This is a genomic window from Pseudomonas sp. P97.38 (assembly GCF_001269745.1).
Lineage (GTDB): Bacteria > Pseudomonadota > Gammaproteobacteria > Pseudomonadales > Pseudomonadaceae > Aquipseudomonas > Aquipseudomonas chlororaphis_E.
The window spans coordinates 84,822-102,002 of sequence record NZ_LHVJ01000027.1; the positions used below are offsets into that span (position 1 = coordinate 84,822).

14 protein-coding genes and 1 pseudogene are annotated in these 17,181 nt (G+C 64.6%); 4 read left to right on the plus strand and 11 right to left on the minus strand.

All coding sequences use genetic code 11. From position 1 onward, the window contains the following. Positions 1-111 precede the first annotated feature (111 nt). Positions 112-969, plus strand: a complete 858-nt coding sequence (locus tag AD664_RS22060) for a DUF2242 domain-containing protein (RefSeq protein WP_053149694.1) — start codon at positions 112-114, stop codon at positions 967-969. A gap of 303 nt (positions 970-1,272) precedes the next feature. On the opposite strand, the gene AD664_RS22065 is transcribed toward AD664_RS22060, so the two are convergent. Then, positions 1,273-2,310, minus strand: coding sequence for an AraC family transcriptional regulator (locus tag AD664_RS22065; RefSeq protein ID WP_053149701.1), 1,038 nt, complete (start codon positions 2,308-2,310; stop codon positions 1,273-1,275). A 2-nt stretch (positions 2,311-2,312) separates the two neighbouring features. After that, positions 2,313-3,443, minus strand: coding sequence for a carbon-nitrogen hydrolase family protein (locus AD664_RS22070; protein ID WP_053149708.1), 1,131 nt, complete (start codon positions 3,441-3,443; stop codon positions 2,313-2,315). Between the two features lie 347 nt (positions 3,444-3,790). On the opposite strand from AD664_RS22070, the gene AD664_RS22075 reads away from it, so the two are divergent. Both AD664_RS22075 and AD664_RS22080 read left to right on the plus strand, forming a co-directional pair. Next, complete coding sequence (locus AD664_RS22075) at positions 3,791-5,830, plus strand: FAD-dependent oxidoreductase (RefSeq protein ID WP_047739189.1); 2,040 nt, start codon at positions 3,791-3,793, stop codon at positions 5,828-5,830. 198 nt (positions 5,831-6,028) lie between these two features. Beyond that, positions 6,029-6,937, plus strand: a complete 909-nt coding sequence (locus AD664_RS22080; protein WP_053149712.1) for a 1-aminocyclopropane-1-carboxylate deaminase/D-cysteine desulfhydrase — start codon at positions 6,029-6,031, stop codon at positions 6,935-6,937. Between the two features lie 7 nt (positions 6,938-6,944). Here AD664_RS22080 and AD664_RS22085 read toward each other — a convergent pair whose 3' ends face one another. Both AD664_RS22085 and AD664_RS22090 read right to left on the minus strand, forming a co-directional pair. After that, complete coding sequence (locus AD664_RS22085) at positions 6,945-7,493, minus strand: cytochrome b (protein ID WP_042731920.1); 549 nt, start codon at positions 7,491-7,493, stop codon at positions 6,945-6,947. 101 nt (positions 7,494-7,594) lie between these two features. Then, positions 7,595-8,996 (minus strand): annotated as a pseudogene (locus tag AD664_RS22090) (type VI secretion system Vgr family protein). 217 nt (positions 8,997-9,213) lie between these two features. Between AD664_RS22090 and AD664_RS22095 the strand changes: the two are divergent. Continuing rightward, positions 9,214-9,918 carry a YebC/PmpR family DNA-binding transcriptional regulator gene (locus AD664_RS22095; protein ID WP_053149715.1) on the plus strand — a complete coding sequence of 235 codons (705 nt, stop codon included), beginning with the start codon at positions 9,214-9,216 and terminating at the stop codon, positions 9,916-9,918. Positions 9,919-9,960: 42 nt separating this feature from the next. Here the strand turns inward: AD664_RS22095 and AD664_RS22100 are convergent, their stop codons facing one another. The 7 genes from AD664_RS22100 to AD664_RS22130 all read right to left on the minus strand — a co-directional run bounded on the left by AD664_RS22100 (position 9,961) and on the right by AD664_RS22130 (position 17,173). Further along, complete coding sequence (locus AD664_RS22100) at positions 9,961-11,280, minus strand: leucine-rich repeat-containing protein kinase family protein (protein ID WP_053149719.1); 1,320 nt, start codon at positions 11,278-11,280, stop codon at positions 9,961-9,963. Between the two features lie 103 nt (positions 11,281-11,383). After that, positions 11,384-12,430 carry an ABC transporter substrate-binding protein gene (locus AD664_RS22105; RefSeq protein ID WP_053149721.1) on the minus strand — a complete coding sequence of 349 codons (1,047 nt, stop codon included), beginning with the start codon at positions 12,428-12,430 and terminating at the stop codon, positions 11,384-11,386. 17 nt (positions 12,431-12,447) lie between these two features. Then, entirely contained in the window at positions 12,448-13,563 is a 1,116-nt protein-coding gene (locus AD664_RS22110; protein WP_053149724.1) for an FAD-binding oxidoreductase, read from the minus strand. After that, on the minus strand, positions 13,560-14,915 hold the full coding sequence (locus AD664_RS22115; protein WP_053149727.1) for an NAD(P)/FAD-dependent oxidoreductase: 1,356 nt from the start codon (positions 14,913-14,915) through the stop codon (positions 13,560-13,562). The genes AD664_RS22110 and AD664_RS22115 overlap by 4 nt, the downstream gene beginning before the upstream one ends. A gap of 307 nt (positions 14,916-15,222) precedes the next feature. Continuing rightward, positions 15,223-15,513 (minus strand): (2Fe-2S)-binding protein, encoded by a 291-nt coding sequence (locus AD664_RS22120; RefSeq protein ID WP_042729079.1) that lies wholly within the window; start codon positions 15,511-15,513, stop codon positions 15,223-15,225. Positions 15,514-15,520: 7 nt separating this feature from the next. Beyond that, positions 15,521-16,315 carry an ABC transporter permease gene (locus AD664_RS22125; RefSeq protein ID WP_042729078.1) on the minus strand — a complete coding sequence of 265 codons (795 nt, stop codon included), beginning with the start codon at positions 16,313-16,315 and terminating at the stop codon, positions 15,521-15,523. 6 nt (positions 16,316-16,321) lie between these two features. Then, the gene (locus AD664_RS22130) at positions 16,322-17,173 is read right to left on the minus strand and encodes an ABC transporter permease (protein WP_053150074.1); all 852 of its coding nucleotides are present in this window, start codon (positions 17,171-17,173) and stop codon (positions 16,322-16,324) included. Positions 17,174-17,181 lie beyond the last annotated feature (8 nt).

The following is a 17,181-nucleotide window of genomic DNA, read 5'->3' on the forward strand; positions in this document are numbered from 1 at the left end:
CTGCAAACAACCCTCAGTAGACTTGTAACCCCCTTGAAACAAGATTACTCACGCTGTCAGGTCGCGTTCTGTTGCACAATACGCCCCGGATCGTTTTCCTCAGGATGTTCAATGTTCACATCATTTCAAATGCGCACACTCGGGCTTGCACTGGCGCTGGTCGCCGCAGCCGGTTGCTCGTCCAAGAAAACCGCGATTTACGAGCACGAGAGCTTCGATGATTCCGGTACGTTCTCGCGCACCTATCCCGTCAGCGATACGGCGACCTGCGAGGCCGGGCGTCGGGCGTTGCTCAGCCAGGGCTACATCATCACCAGCAGCGATCCGAAACTGGTCAGTGGCCACAAGAGCTTCCAGCAGACCGGTGAAACCCACCTGGAGATCAGTTTCAACCTGGTCTGTGCCGAAGACGGTGGACCGGGGCATCGGGCGACCATGTTCGCCAACGCCTTGCAAGACCGCTATGCCCTGAAGAAGACCAACAACTCTGCGAGCCTGGGCGTCGGCGTGTTGGGTTCGGTGTCGATGCCGATCGGTTCGTCCGATGATGCGATGGTCAAGGTCGCCAGCGAAACCGTCTCGGCGGCCAAGTTCTATGAGCGCTTCTTTGCCTTGGTGGAGGTGTTCCTGCCGCCCGAGGCGAAGAAGAACGTCGAGAATGCCGACAAGCCGAAAGCTGAACTGGGGATGCCGGAACCCAAGGCGGAACCGGCTGCGCTGGCCCCTGCGCCGGCCGCCGAGTCGCAACCAGCGCCCGCGCCCGCACCGACCACACCGACGGATAACGCCGCGCCGGCGGACACCGCTCCGACCGCCGCCGAACCGGTGGCCCCGCCAAGCGAACCCGCGCCGATTGCGCCTGCCGAATATGCGCCCTCGGTAGCACCGGAGTCGACGATGGAGGTCATCACGCCGCCACCGGCCAGCGACCTGCCACCGCCGACCGAGGCCATCCAGCCGCTTCCTTGATATCGAGGCGGTGGCCAGCCAGAGAGCACGTGCTGCCACACCTGCTTGCGCTAATTTCCCGGCGCTGTGCTACGTTTAAAACATGAAGCCTAGGCTTCATGTTTTATTCATAAAGCAGCTTTATTCTGACTCCAAGGCCATCAGGCATTGGTTTCAATGAAAGGGGAAGGACACGCAATGGACGATTATCAGGAAGAGCTGCTGGAATACCAGGCGTACGAACTGGACCCGCTGGAACCTGCCGAAGATGCAACGGAGCTGTAAGCCCTCGGCACAGCATGAACCCTACACGGGCGCTTGGACTCAATGTGCCCTGTGACTGCGCCGGAACTCTCCCGGCGTTTGTGCGTTCCAGCGCTTGAAGGCTCGTTGGAATGCCTCGGCTGAGGCAAACCCCAACAGGTAGGCGATCTCACCGAACGCCAGTTCGGTATCGCGAATATAAGTCATGGCCAGGTCGCGGCGTGTGTCGTTGAGGATCGCGCGAAACTGCGTACCTTCTTCGGCCAGCTTGCGGCGCAGGGTCCAGGTGGGCAGCTTCAGGCGCGCCGCCACTTCTTCCAGGTCGGGCTCCCGGCCACCGTTAAGCAAGGGTCCCAACAGTTGGATGATGCGCTCGCGCAGGCTGCGGGTGCGGGTCAGCTGTTCCAATTCCCGTTCACACAACTGAACCAGGTGTTGCCAGGTACTGGGGCAATGCTGCGGGTTTCGCTGGGCCAGGCTGTCGAGGCCCAGGCGCAGTTGATTCTGCTCGGCGCCAAACTGGATCGGGCCGTCGCCTAGCACGCGGTAGGCCTCCAGGTACGCCGGCTCTTCGAATTCGATGTCGATGCGTTCCGGCCGCAGCGTGATGCCACTCACGCTGGACAGTTGGGTGAGCCAGCCGGCGATGATCGAATCCACCACGAAGCGGTTGTAGGCGTTGTACGGGCTGATGGAATAGAACCGCAGCCAGGCGCCCCGGGCATCCTCGTGGAAGCTGGATTGGCCGCGGTAGTTGGAACCGTACAGCGGCTCGAAGCGGATCAGGCAGCGGGCGGCTTCGCGCACGGTGGGTGCCTGGGCGGCGGTAACACCTGCCAGCCCGGCCTGGCTCAATCGGCTGAGCTGGCCCATGCGCAGGCCCAGGGCGGGGTTGCCGGTCTGCTGGATGGCGGCGTGACCCAGGCGCATATAACGAGGGATCGACAGGCGTGCGCCGGGTTCGGCCAGGCGTGTGGCATCGAGGCCGTACTGTTCGAGCAACGGTTGGGGATCATGCCCATGGCTGGCGATCGCCTCTGCCAGGCTATGGACGAAGCCCACCGACAAATCCCCCAGGCGCATCGGTTGCGGCTTCATGGTCACAGCCAAAGGTTCAGCAGGCGTGCGCCACGGGCCTGGCCATCGGGGAAATGCTGGCCGTCGTGGCTGATGAAGCTTTGGCCGCTGCTGCCACTGTCCCAGAACTGGCCCCGCAGGAACACGCTGACGCCGCCTCGGGCCTGGCTGATGGGCAACTGGCTGGTCAATGTCAGGCGATGCCAGGCCTGGCCTTCGCTGGTTTCACCGGGCTTGAGGCTCACTTCACTGGGCGTGGACAGACCTTTATAGCCACTCCAGGGTTTGTCCCAGGTATCGCGCCCGATGACGAAGGCGGGTACCGCGATCAGTTGTGCGCCCAGCTCGTTGAGCTGTCGGTAATGGACCGGGTACCAGCTGTCGCTGCCGATCAGCACGCCAAGGCGCCCGGCGGGGGTGTCGACGACATGAATGGCTTCCGGGCGGTCAGCTTCCAACACGTCCCGCTGCTCGAACACCGGATGTCGCTGGCGTTGTGGCTGGCCCATCGGAAGGCCATCGCTGCCGAACACCAGGCTGCTGTTGTACAGCGCGCCTGCGCCCACCTTCAGCGTATCTTCGCTGACGCTGGGCTCGGGGAGAATGATCGAGCCGGCCACCAGGGTGACGCCGAACTCCTTGGCCAACCCGCCAAACAGCGCCTGGTAGTCGTGGGCCATGCGCTGGGCTTTCATGCGCAGGTAGGCATCGTCCAGGCGGTTCTCGCCGTGGGTGCTGAGCAGCGCTCGGATGAACGCCAATGGATTACTCGCCGCCAGCCAATTCATGGCTTCCTTGAAGGTCGTAGCCTGGTACAGCTCGTCCTTTTCACCGCTGACCATCAGCCAGGTGCCGATGTGCTCGGGCAACACCACGATGGTTTTTTCGTTGAGCAAACCCCGCTCGCGCGCGGCCTGCAGGTAGGCCGCCAGTTTGCGGTGCAGGCGCTCGGGGGTCTGGTAGTCGGTGGGGAACAGTTCGGGTTGGATGCCCAACAGGTTGCCGCGGTCGGCGGGCGTGCCCTGGTCGACTGCCAGGTTGATGCGCAGGTCCGACAGGTAATGACCCGCCGGCCGATCCGCCGTCCACAGTGCATAGGTGATCAGGACGGCGACCAAGGCCAGGGAAAACAGCAGGTACAGAAATTTGCGCATGGGGTAAACAGTCAGCGGCCGTGTGCGGTTATTACGGCGCAGGGTACGGTAAAACCGGTCATTCGCCAAAGGATGCACATGTTCCAAAGTACATGCAGGCGTATGCAGAGGGGGCGGCCACTGGCAAGTCAGGGCCAGCTTCGCATCCCTCCGGGGCCAAGCGTCCTCGCCAGGGGCAGTGCAGCAGAGCCTCAGGCGCCAGTGGTCCATACGCTGCACATTTGGATCATGAAGTTGTCAGTTACGGTCATTGAGCGCTCGCAGTCCGCCTCTTAGGCTGTGGGGCATGACTGAGGGAAGCCGCAGAGCTTCCGCCTTTTCCGTGATCGCCCGTTGTGGAGTTACCGATGACCGCCGCCCATTACCCGCACCTGCTGGCTCCGTTGGACCTGGGTTTTACCACCTTGCGCAACCGTACCCTGATGGGCTCGATGCACACCGGTCTTGAAGAAAAACCGGGTGGTTTCGAACGCATGGCGGCGTATTTCGCCGAGCGTGCCCGAGGCGGCGTGGGCCTGATGGTCACCGGCGGGATCGGGCCGAATGACGAAGGCGGTGTCTACTCCGGGGCGGCCAAGCTGACCACCGAAGAAGAAGCCCTCAAGCACCGGATCGTGACCCGCGCCGTGCACGAGGCCGGCGGCAAGATCTGCATGCAGATTCTCCACGCCGGACGCTATGCCTACAGCCCCAAGCAAGTGGCGCCCAGCGCGATCCAGGCGCCGATCAACCCGTTCAAGCCCAAGGAGCTGGACGAGGAGGGCATCGAGAAGCAGATCCGCGATTTCGTCACCTGTTCGGTGCTGGCCCAGCAGGCCGAGTACGACGGCGTCGAGATCATGGGCTCGGAAGGGTATTTCATTAACCAGTTCCTGGCCGCCCACACCAACCACCGGACCGACCGCTGGGGTGGCAGCTATGAAAACCGCATGCGCCTGCCGGTGGAGATCGTTCGCCGGGTACGCGAAGCGGTGGGCCCGAATTTCATCATCATCTTTCGCCTGTCGATGCTCGACCTGGTGGAGGGCGGCAGTTCCTGGGACGAGATCGTCCAACTGGCCAAGGCCATCGAGCAGGCTGGCGCGACGATCATCAACACCGGTATCGGTTGGCACGAGGCGCGGATTCCCACCATCGCCACCAAGGTGCCGCGCGCCGCGTTCAGCAAGGTCACGGCCAAGTTGCGCGGTTCGGTCGGCATTCCGCTGATCACCACCAACCGGATCAACACGCCGGAAGTGGCCGAGCAGATCCTGGCCGAAGGCGATGCCGACATGGTCTCCATGGCGCGGCCGTTCCTGGCAGACCCGGAGTTCGTCAACAAGGCAGCGGCGGGGCGTGGGGATGAGATCAATACCTGCATCGGCTGCAACCAGGCCTGCCTCGACCACACCTTTGGCGGCAAGCTCACCAGTTGCCTGGTGAACCCGCGGGCGTGCCATGAGACCGAGCTCAACTACCTGCCGGTGACCCAGGTGAAGAAGATCGCCGTGGTGGGGGCCGGGCCGGCCGGGTTGTCCGCCGCTACCGTGGCGGCCGAGCGGGGCCACCAGGTGACCCTGTTCGATTCGGCCAGCGAAATCGGCGGCCAGTTCAACGTCGCCAAGCGTGTACCGGGCAAGGAAGAGTTCTACGAGACCCTGCGTTACTTCAATCGCAAGTTGCAGACCACGAATGTCGAGTTGTGCCTCAACACTCGGGTGGATGTGGCGACCCTGGTGGACGGCGGTTATGACGAGATCATCCTGGCCACTGGCATTGCGCCGCGCGTGCCGGCGATTCCCGGTGTGGAGCATGCCAAGGTGTTGAGCTACCTGGACGTGATCCTGGAGCGCAAGCCAGTGGGCCGCAGCGTCGCAGTGATCGGCGCTGGCGGTATCGGCTTCGACGTGTCGGAGTTCCTGGTGCATCAGGGCGTCGCCACGAGCCAGGACCGCGAGGCATTCTGGAAGGAGTGGGGGATCGACACACGGCTTCAGGCCCGCGGTGGTGTGGCCGGGATCCAGGCCGAACCCCATGCCCCGGCGCGCCAGGTGTTCCTGTTGCAGCGCAAGACTTCCAAGGTCGGCGACGGCCTGGGCAAGACCACCGGCTGGATTCACCGCACGGGCTTGAAGAACAAGCAGGTGCAGATGCTCAACAGCGTCGAATACCTGAAGATCGACGACCAGGGCCTGCATATTCGCATCGGTGAAGCCGGCGAGCCTCAAGTGCTGCCGGTGGACAACATCGTGATCTGCGCCGGCCAGGATCCGCTGCGTGAATTGCAGCAAGGCCTGGAAGCGGCGGGGCAGACCGTTCACCTCATCGGCGGTGCCGATGTGGCCGCGGAGCTGGATGCCAAGCGCGCGATCAACCAGGGTTCGCGGTTGGCGGCGCAGTTGTAAGGTCTGTCCATGGGGGGCGGGCTCACCTGACTCCATGTGTGGAAGCGAGCCGGCTTGCGAAGGCGTCCAGTCAGTCACTGCAATCGTGACTGACCAAGCGTTTTCGCGAGCCGGTTCGTTTCCTCAGGTTTGTGTATTGTCCGGCCCGTTGCGGCCAAGCTGTTAAGATGCCGGCGTCTTTCTCTTCGGCCTGCCGCCATGCTGCTTCCCGCCCTCGACTGGCATCCCCAACCTCGACTCGACCCCTTGCCCCTCGACTGGCTCGCCCTTGCCGGTGTTGAAGTGGCGGTGTTGCGCCTGGACCAGATCGACCCGCTGATCAGCGGCAACAAATGGTTCAAGCTGGTGCATCATTTGCGCGCGGCGCAGGAGGCGGGAGCCGAGGGGGTGATGAGCCTGGGCGGGGCCTATTCCAATCATCTGCATGCGTTGGCGGCTGCCGGCAAGCGCTTCGGCTTTCCGACGCTCGGACTGCTGCGCGGTCACCCTATGGACACGCCCACGGTGCGGGACCTGAACGCGTTCGGCATGCAATTGCATTGGTTGGGGTATGGCGGCTACCGCGAGCGCCACGCGGCGGATTTCTGGGGGCCCTGGCAGGCGCGTTATCCACAGTTGTATCCCGTGCCCGAAGGCGGCTCAGGATTGGCCGGTGCCCAAGGTTGCATGACGTGGGTGGCCAGTGTCCGCGAACAACTGGCGCGATTGGGTTGGGCGGATTATCACGGCTGGTGGCTGGCGTGCGGCACGGGGACGTCGCTGGCGGGGCTGGTGCTGGCCGAAGCGGGGGAGCGCCCGGTGTATGGGGTGCTGGCCGTGCCCGAGGACCACGGGGTGGCGCCGCAGGTCGAGCGCATCGTGACGGCGGCCGGGCTGACCCGGGCACGTTATGAACTGCTCGACGGCAGCCGCGGTGGTTTTGCCCGGGTCGATGCCCAGCTCAGCGACTTCATCTCGACCACGGGCGCCATCGAGTTGGAACCGCTGTACACCGGCAAGGCGCTGATGCTGCTCAAGGCTCAGGTCGAAGCCGGGCGGTTCGCCCGAGGTACGCGCCTGGTCTTTGTGCACACCGGCGGCTTGCAAGGCCGCCGGGGGCTCGAATAGACCGTCTTCAGCCGCGCTTGGGCATCATCCGCAGCAGTGTGTTGTCGCGTACCACATAGTGGTGATACAGCCCCGCCAGTGCATGCAGGCCAATCAACCAATAGCCGATGGTACCACCCAGCACGTGCCAGCCCTCCAGCTGTTTGGCGAAATCCTTGTCCTGATGGGTGATCAGCGGCAGGTCGAAACCGTAGAACATGACCTGATGCCCTTCGGCGCTGGTGATCAGCCAGCCCAGCAGCGGCATGGCGATCATGAACAGGTACAGGGCCCAGTGCATCAGGCGAGCGAGGAAGGTCTGCCAGACAGGCGATGCCGGGAAGATCGCCGGCGCCTTGCCCATGCTGCGGGCGAACAGGCGCAGCCAGACCAGCAGGAACACCGTCAGGCCGAGCATGAAGTGGGCTTCCTTGATCAGGGTTCGACCGCCGCTGCCCTTGGGGAAGATTCCACGGAACTCGATGCAGGCATAAACCACGGCCAGCAGGACCACCATCAACCAATGCAAGGTGACCGTGACGGTACTGTAGCGGCTTTCTGAGTTTTTCCAGGGCATTGCAGGTATCTCCAACAATCAGGGTAGAGCGCCGTCTTTTGCGGCGTTGTGTTTACTGTAAGCCCGTTTTGCTGGGTTTGCTTGTGCTGGATCACGTTTTGTCAGGGAGCAAGGTCGGGCGGGTTCAGAAGCCAGTCCAAAAGTAGCCCGGCATCCGGTGTGTCCTGTGGTAATTGGGGTGCGGCGGTCGAGCCGCGGCCGGTGTCGAGAACTCCGGGACAGAGCACCGGCCGGTCGGGATCGCCGTCGAGAAAACTCACCAGCACCTGGCTGCCCGCCGTCAGTACAGGAGGAGTGCCCAGCGATAATCGCGACACCGGCAGTGCGATGGCTTCCTGGTCCGGCGCCCACAGGCTGACACTGACCAGGCCGTGTCCATCGGGCCTGGCCGGTTGGCCGGCGTGGCCTAGCACGTGGGCCAGGTGATAGCCGGGAATGCGGGGCTTGGGATGCCTGAGGGCAGGCCTGAACACGGTGGACCAAGGGATGGCGGTGAATCGGTTGCGGTACTGCCGGGTCGACGGGGTGGCGGGCAGGTTCGGTTCGAGGATGGAAAACTGTCGACCGCGATGTTGCACGTCAACGATCAGCCATTGATCGTTGAAGGCTGACACCGGGTGTTCGTCGATCTGGACGAGGTGGCCGCCACGCAGCGTCGGTTGGGTGCTTTGGCCGTGAATCTCCCGTTGCCGGCAGCGTAGCCGTTCAAGGTGGCGACGACCGGCCTGGTGACGGTGAGCCAGGGTCGGGTCGCTCCGCAGGGCCTGGTGAGCCGGGCTGTCAAAGGCGTGGTTGGCGGCGAAGGCCTCGGTCTCGCCCATGGCCCGGTCTCTGAACCCGCCGGGCGGGGTGGGCGTCATGGGCTGGTGGCGCAGGTACAACCGCTGGATCGCCGGCTCCGCGCTGGCGTCCGGCCGCAGGGGCAATGCCAGTGGCGCCGGGGGAAAGCTCTGCGGGTCTTCGGCAAACACCAGGACATGGCCCTGGGGGCTGTGCTCAAAGTGGTAGTGGATGCCTTCTTCCTCGCACAGCCGTTGCAGCAAAGCCAGGTCGCTTTCCTCGTATTGGATGCAGAACGGACGGCGCGGGTACTGCCCATGGGGCAGCTCGAAGCGGTAGCTGTCGGCGGGCAGGGCGTGGTCGTCCAGCAGGCGCTGCAACATCTGCACGGCGCTGAGCCGGTTGAACACCCGACGCCGCGGGCCTTGTTCCAGGCGCTGGAGGTAAGGCACCAGCGTCACCCGATAGCTGATGCGATGGGCCGCGCGCGCTCAGGTGGACGCTGTGGACGACCCCGTGGATGCCCGATTCGGCGTCTAGGCGCAGGAAGGCCGGTTGCCCCAGCAGCGTGTCGGGGTTCATCGGCGGCGCGAGGCTGATCAGTTCGAGGTTGAAGCGGTAGGGGTGGTTGAGGGCTTCGCGGCCGTTGAACCGTAGCACTTGCAGCTGCAAATCGCTTTGCGTGAAGGTCAGGCTGAAAGGACTTTCCATGTCGTTGCGCATCGCGGCTCTTACTGGCGGGGAGGAGCGCAGAGGGTACGAAACCGTGGACGGGAACGGGGCCTGTGCGGCGCTATTTCAGAAAGGCCCTACAAGATGCTGCGCAAATGTCGATCCAGCGGGCCGAATTTTTTGGTCGATCAGCCGGTTTAGGCCGTATAAACTGGCGCCACAGCGCCGGCCAGCAGATGTCTCGGCGCGTCAGACAAGAGAGTGAGTGATGGGCGCACAGTGGAAGGTTAAACACAAAGAAGCGGCTGCGAACGCCAAGGGCAAGATCTTCGGCAAGCTGGTGAAGGAAATCACCATTGCCGCGCGCAACGGCGCCGACACAGCGACCAACGCGCACCTGCGCCTGGTGGTCGAGCAGGCGAAAAAGGCCTCGATGCCCCGCGAGACCCTGGAACGTGCGATCAAGAAAGGTTCTGGCCAGCTCGGTGAAACCGTGCAGTACCACCGTGTCACCTACGAAGGTTTCGCGCCGCACCAGGTGCCGTTGATCGTCGAGTGCGTGACCGACAACATCAACCGCACCGTTGCCGAGATCCGTGTGGCGTTCCGCAAGGGCCAACTGGGGGCGTCGGGTTCGGTGGCGTGGGACTTCAACCATGTGGGCATGATCGAAGCCGCGTCGGACAGCCCGGATGCCGATCCGGAACTGGCCGCCATCGAGGCCGGTGCCCAGGATTTCGAGCCGGGCGAAGAGGGCGCGACCCTGTTCATCACCGACCCCGCCGACCTCGACGCCGTGCAGAAGGCTTTGCCGGAGCAGGGCTTCACGGTGTTGTCGGCCAAACTGGGCTATCAGCCGAAAAACCCGGTCAGCGGCCTGACCGACGAGCAGATGGCTGAAGTCGAAGCCTTCCTCGAAGGCCTCGACAACCACGATGACGTGCAGGACATGTTTGTCGGGCTGGCGGGGTAAGCAGCCCTTTGGATGGCGAGGGAGCACGCTTCCTCGCCACGATCAGCGTCTCAACCCGCTCAAAAGTGCTTCAATTTCCTCGAAACCCGGTCGCGCCAGCACCTGCGGCTGGCAGCAACGTGACTGCAAGCCTTGCAACGTTGCCTGCATCGCCCCCTCGGGCGTCGGCTCGATGCGCGCCAGCAATTCCCCCAGCAAGATCCCGAAAGCCCGCACCTCGATGCGTTGCAGGGCACGCGTCTGCACGGTGTCGGTGGTGGCGTGGAACGACGCTGCGCCAAAATCCCCTAACAGGCAGTCGCCCTGGTCATTGAAAAGAATGTTGTGAGCGTACAGATCGCCATGGGTGATGCCCTGGCGGTGCAGGTGGGCTGCCACCGCAGCGATGCCGTGGGCGATGCGCAAGGCGGCGGGCGCGTCGAGGCGCAATTCGTCGGCGTACACATCGCGGGTGCACGAGGCCAGGCTCGGCAGCCCGGCGAGGTTTCGGTAGCGGGGCTCGATCAGCGCCATCACCAGCCCGGCCTGTTGCTCGGGATGCCCGACGACCTGGCCCAACACCTCAATCAGCTGCGGATGCCGGCCCGCGGTGATGCAGGCATGCATTTCATGCAGGGGCGAGCCGTCGCTGGTCATCTGGCCTTTGTACAGCTTCACCGCGACGGTCCGAGGCGCCTGGCCCGGCGCCTGCCACAGCGCTTGATGGATCACGCCCGATGCACCCTCGCCCACGGTGTGTTGCAGCGTCAGTTGCGACCAGTCGATGGGCGTCGTGGTGTTCAGCGCGGCGAGGTCGGCCTGGGTTTCCAGCGGGTTACCGGCGTAGGCCAGCCAACTGAGGCGCGGCAGTTGCAGCAGGTCGAGCGGCAGTTCGTCCAATTGATTGGCGGCGATGCGCAGCAGCTCGAGGCGTTGGCACTGGCCCAGGCTGGCCGGTAGCTGGCGCAGGCGATTGCCGGCCAGCATCAGTTTTTGCAGGTCCGGGCGTTGGCCCAGCTCATCAGGTAAGCGGCTGATGCAGTTGTCCGTCAGGATCAGCCAGCGCAATTTCGGCGGCAGGGCGGCGCCCGTCACGTGCTCGATGCGGTTGGCCTTGAAACCGACCATGGTCAATGCGTCGCACCGACCCAGGCATTCGGGCAGTTCGGTGAAGCGGTTGTCCGAGCAGAACAACACCCGCAGGCGAGTCAGCCGATGCAGGTCGTCGGGCAGTGTGTCGAGCTGGTTGCCGCTGAGATTGAGGATCTCGAGGGAGTCGGCCAGGTCGAAGATTTCCGCGGGAAACTGTGTCAGGCCGCAGGCCAGGTCCAGGCGGGTGACGCCCGAGAGCTGGCCGGCGCGAAGTCGTGTGAGGGTATCCATGGAGGGCGGTCGCTGTCGATCCAGAAGCGTCTGATGCCGGCTATTCTGTTACAAAACCCTGTGGCGAGGGAGATAAATCCCCTCGCCACATCCGCCATACCGGTTAGCGCTCGATGCTGCGGTTCCAGCGCGCATTCCAGGCGGGGCGCTGTTCGTTGACCTGGTCCCAGTCCACGGCAATCGCGGTTTCCAGGTATTGCTTCATCGCTTGTACCTGGCCACGGGTCTTGTCGGTGGTCGGGGTGTTGGGGTTGGACGGGATCTGGTCGCCTTCTTCCAGGGCAATGGCCTGGGCTTCAGGCGTCAGCAGGAAGGCGGCGAGTTTCTGCGCCAGTTCGGGTTGGGTGTTCTGGGCGATGGTGCATTCGGCGACGTTGAGGACCACCGCGCCTTCCTTCGGCTGCGCGTATTCCACCGGCATGCCCTTGAGTTTCAGCGCGGTCACCTGGGTCGGCGTAAGCGGGAACAGCGCCGCTTCGTCGGTCTGCAGCATTTCAGAGATCTTCGCCGAGCTGGGAATGTATTCCAGCACGTTGCGCCCGACGGTGTTCGGCCAGGCTTTGAAGCCCGGTTCGACGTCATTTTCACTGCCGCCCTGGATCCGGTTGAACATCAGGAAACCGTGCAGGCCGAAGGTCGACGAGGCCATCGATTGGAACACCACTTTGTCCTTGAAGCGCGGGTCGGCCAGGTCCATCCAGGAAGTCGGTGCATTCCAGCCTTTTTCCTTGAACAACCGCGTGTTGTAGGCCAGCCCCGTCACCCCGAGGCTGACGGCCACGGCCTGGTCCTTGATACGGCCCTTGGCCGGGATCTGCGCCAGGGTCGGGCTGTCTTCGAGTTTGTCGCACAGCCCCATGGAGATGGCGCGGTACATGATGCCGTCATCGAGGAACATCACGTGCATCTGCGGGTTGCCTTTGCTGGCCTGGACCTTGGCCAGGATGTCGGCGGACGTGCCGGGCACGATCACCACCTTGACGTTGTTGGCTTTCTCGAAGGCCGGCAGGACCTTGTCGGCGTAAAGCCGTTCCATGGTGCCGCCGTTCATGCCCAGGTAAAGCGTTGGCTCGGCGTATGCCTGGCCGGCGGTGAGCGATGCGCTCAAGCAGGCACAACCCAGCAGTGCAGTGCGTTTGACGTTATTCATGGCGCGACCTTCCTCTATCAAGCAACGGAGATGGAGTGAAACCGGGTGATGGAAAACGCATCCAGCGGCGTGCTCGACGCGCCGCTGCAGATGATCTCGGTGAGCGCCTGGCCCACCGCGGGGCCGATCTGGAAGCCGGCGCCGGCAAAGCCGAACGCATGCAACAGGCCGGGTTGGGTGCTGCTGGGGCCGATCACCGGCTGGCGATCGGGCAGGTAACCTTCGGTGCCGCTCCAGGTACGAATCGCCTGGGCGCCTTCCAAAAATGGATAGAGTTCCACGGCCTGGCGCAGGATTTCGATCACGGCATTCTGTCCTGGCCGGGCGCGCGCCTCGTCCAGGGCAAAACCCTGGCCGCCGCCCAGGACGCAATTGCCCCGTGCGACCTGGCGCGCGTAGATCCCGCCGCCTTCGACGCCCGTGCTGGCGTCCATGACCACGGGCAGCGGTTCAGTGACCAGCATTGCCGGATGCCCGGCGTGCATCGGCACCGCTTCGCCGAATTGCGCGGCGAAGTGGCTCGCCCAGGCTCCAGCGCAGTTCAGTAACCAGGGCGCGTGGAACACCAGGCCTGTGCGAGTGTGTACGGCGAAGCGATGGCCGTCATGGTCCACGCTGTCGACGGCGCATTGTTCGTGCACTTGTGCGCCGTGCCGGCGGGCGGCCTGGGCAAAGGCCGGCGACACCAGGCGCGGATTGGCGTGGCCGTCATCCGGGCAAAACGATGCCCCGACCGCCACGGCGCCGACCCACGGGAAACGGGCGCGCAACTGGTCGCGATCGAGCAGTTGCAGGTCAAGGCCGAAGCCCTGGCTGCTGGCGGCATAGTCGTGCAGGGCGCGAAGATCGTCGAGGCTGCGGGCCAGTTTCAGGTGGCCGCTGCGGTGGTACTCGCCGTCGATGCCGATCAACTGGGGGAGTTGGCTCCAGATTTCATGGGCCCGTTGCGACAACGGCAGTTGCGACAAGGGACGACCCTGGCGCCTGACGCCGCCGTAGTTCACGCCGCTTGAGTGCGACCCGCAGAAATCCCGCTCCAGCAGCGCCACCCGGCGTCCGGCCCGGCTCAGGAACAATGCGGCCGAGGCGCCCACGATGCCGCCGCCAATGATCACCACGTCGACGTCGTTCATGGCGCCACCTCCAGGCCGAACGGCACGGGCTTGATGGGCGCCTGGGCCCGCAGGCGGCCGATGTCGGAGACCGGGCGGCCACTCTCGCAGGCAATGATTTCCGCCACCGCGGCGCCGCACATACGGCCCTGGCAGCGGCCCATGCCGACCCGGCAATGGGCCTTGACCCGGTTGATCTCCCAATGGCCTTCGCCCACCACCCGGCGGATGTCACCGACGCTGACTTCTTCGCAGCGGCAGATCATCAGCTGGTCGGCGGCGTCGGCCGCCCAGCCTTCGGGGAAGGCAAATGCACGCTCCAGGCCTTGCCGGAATTGGCCGATGCGCTCCAGGGCCTGCTCCAGTTGGTGGCAGCGCTGCGAATCGATCCGGTAGCCGAGGTCTTCGAGCAGGGCCAAGGCGGCGCGCTCTCCGGCCATTTCCGCCGCATCGGCGCCCATGATGGCGGCGCCGTCGCCAGCCAGGTAGACCCCGGGAACGCTGCTGCGCCCGGCACCGTCGCGTTGCGGCAGCCAGGCGCGGTTGAGGGGGTTCCAGGAAAACCCGCAGCCGAGCAGGTCGGCCAGCTGGGTTTCGCTGCGCAAGCCATGGGCGAAGGCCACCGCGTCGCATTCGAGGCTGTGCTCGCCCTTGGCGTTGCGCCAGCGCAGCGATTGCACCCTGTGTGCGCCGTCGATGTGCGAGAGGCGGGCGCCTTGCAGCACCTTGATGCCGTGAGCTGTCAGCCAGGCGCGGTAATACAGCCCCTTGGCCAGGGTGGCGGGCTGGGCCAGCAAGCCGGGCAGGGCGCGAACCTGGGCGCTGAACGGTGAACTGTCGAGCACGGCGACCACCTGGGCGCCCGCGCGGGCGTACTGATACGCCACCAGGTACAACAGCGGTCCGCTGCCGGCGAACACCACCCGCTCGCCGATGGCGCAGCCCTGGAACTTCAGGGCGATCTGCGCCGCGCCGAGGCTGTACACCCCCGGCAAGGTCCAACCCGGCACGGGCAGGATGCGGTCGGTGGCGCCGGTGGCGACGATCACGCTGGCGTATTCGAGGCGCTCGGCGCGCCCTTCGTGCAAGGTGTCCAGCAGACCGCCCTCGGCGTTCCATACCAGTGTGTCGGGACGGTAATCGAGCTGGTCGCGCAGGTCGTCGAGGGTCTGGTGCAGGGCATTGGCCTTTTGCGCCTCGAAGCCATAGAGCTTGGCTGGCGAGCGCTTGAAATTGGCCGGTTGGCGCCGATAGATCTGTCCGCCGCCGCGGGCTGCCTCGTCCAGCAGAACGGGGTAGACACCGTGGGCGACCAGGGTTTGCGCGGCACGAATACCGGCCGGGCCCGCGCCGATGATGGCGATGGGTTTCATGGCCACCTCGTCGGCTGGGGGTGGGGATTTGCGGCGCGGGTGACGCCGCCTTCGCGGGCAAGCCCGCTCCCACAATGGGCCTGTGGTGATTTTCGATGTCGTGTTCGCCACCCATCCCCTGTGGGAGCGGGCTTGCCCGCGAAGACGGCGGGACATTCAGCGAAGGCATTGACAGGCAAGACGCAGTCGCGGGCAAGCCCGCTCCCACAATGAGCCTGTGGTGATTCTCGATGTTGTGTTCGCCACCCATCCCCTGTGGGAGCGGGCTTGCCCGCGAAGACGGCGGCCCATTCGACGAAGGCGGCGCTCATACACGCCGCCCCGGTTCACGGCTGATCTGATGGCCTGCTTCGAGCAGGGTCGAGCAGGCCCGGACGCGGCGGCCGTCGCCCAGGCGGACCCAGCAGTCCTGGCAGGCGCCCATCAGGCAGAAGCCGGCCCGGGGTTCGGCGCTGAAGTCGCTGCCGCGCAGATGGTCGCTGCAGGTCAACACGGCAGTGAGCAGGGTGTCGCCCAACAGGCCGGTGGCCGGTGCGCCGTCGAGGGTAAAGTGCAGGGCCGGGCGGTCGCCTTCGGCCAGTCGTTTCAAAAGAGCCATGGCGCCCTCATTGTTTACCTACCAGGACCCGATCCAGGCCATAGACCCGATCGAGCAGAATCATCGTCAGTGCCGTGAGCGCGATGACCAGGGCCGACACCGCCGCCATCATCGGGTCGATGGATTCAGTGGCGTAGACGTACATGCGCACCGGCAAGGTCTGCGTGGCCGGCGAGGTGACGAAGATCGACAACGTGACCTCATCGAAACTGTTGATGAACGCCAGCAACCAGCCCCCGGCCACCCCTGGCAGGATCATGGGCAGGGTGATTTGCCGAAACAGCGTAAAGCGCCCGGCCCCCAGCGATTGCGCGGCCTGCTCGGCACTGCGGTCCAGGCCGATGGCCGAGGCGAGCACCAGGCGCAGCACATACGGCGTGATCACCAGCACATGGGCAAAGATCAGCCAGGTGAAATTGCCATTCACGCCCATCAGGGCAAACAGACGCAGCAGCGCCACCCCGAGCACCAGGTGCGGAATGATGATCGGCGACAGGAACAGGCCGTTGAAGAAGTCCCGGCCGGGGAATTCGAGCCGGGTGATCGCCAGGGCCGCCGGCACCGCGATCACCGTGGCCAGCGAGGCGGCGCAGAACGCCAGGATCAGGCTGTTGTAGAACGCATCGACAAAGTCTGCGCGTTCGAACACGGCGCGGAACCAGCGCAACGAAAACGTCGTGGTCGGCAGGCTCAGGGTGTTTTCCGGGGTGAAGGCCACGAGGCACACCACCACCAGCGGCGCGAGCATGAACACCACCACCAAGGCATGGAACAACAGGGCGAAAGGACCGTTCCTGGACATGACGAGTTACCCCAATGACTTCTTGTAGCGGCCTTCGATCATGCGGTTCCACGAGAGCATGATCAGCAGGTTGAGCAGCAGCAGCGCGACGGCGATGGCGGCCCCCATGGGCCAATTGAGTTCCGACAGGTACTGGTCGTAGATCAGCGTGGCGACCATTTTCAGGCGCCGCCCGCCAAGCAGTCCGGGGATGGCGAACGAGCTGGCGGCGAGGCCGAACACGATCAGCGTGCCCGACAGCACGCCGGGCATGATCTGTGGCAGCACCACCTGGCGGATCACCGTGAACTGGCTTGCCCCCAGCGACAGCGCGGCCTGTTCGGCGGCGGGATCGAGTTTCTGCAGCGAGGTCCAGACCGGGATGATCATGAACGGCAGCATCACGTGGACCAGGGCGATGACCACGGCAAACGGCGTGTAGAGCAGCTTCATCGGTGAGCCACCGAAGGCCTGCAGGGTCTGATTGACGAGGCCGTCGGCACCGAGCAGCAGGCTCCAGCCGAAGGCGCGGACCACCACCGATATCAGCAACGGTGTGAGGATCAGGATCAGGAAGATCGAGCGCCACGGCGCGCCCATGCGACTGAGCACGTAGGCTTCGGGCACGCCGATGAGCACGCACAGGAGAGTGGTCAGTGCACTGATCCACAAGGTGCGCAAAAAGATCTCGTAGAAGTACGGGTCACCGAGCAGGCTGGCATAGTGGTCGACGGTGTAGGCGTTGCTGTCGATACCCGAGCCGTAGTCGAAGATATTGAACGACAGCACCAGCGTCAGGCCCAGCGGGACGACCAGCAAGCCCAGGTACAAGGCCAGGGCGGGCGCAGACATCAGGTAGCCGTTGCGTGCGCGGCGCATGGCCGCGA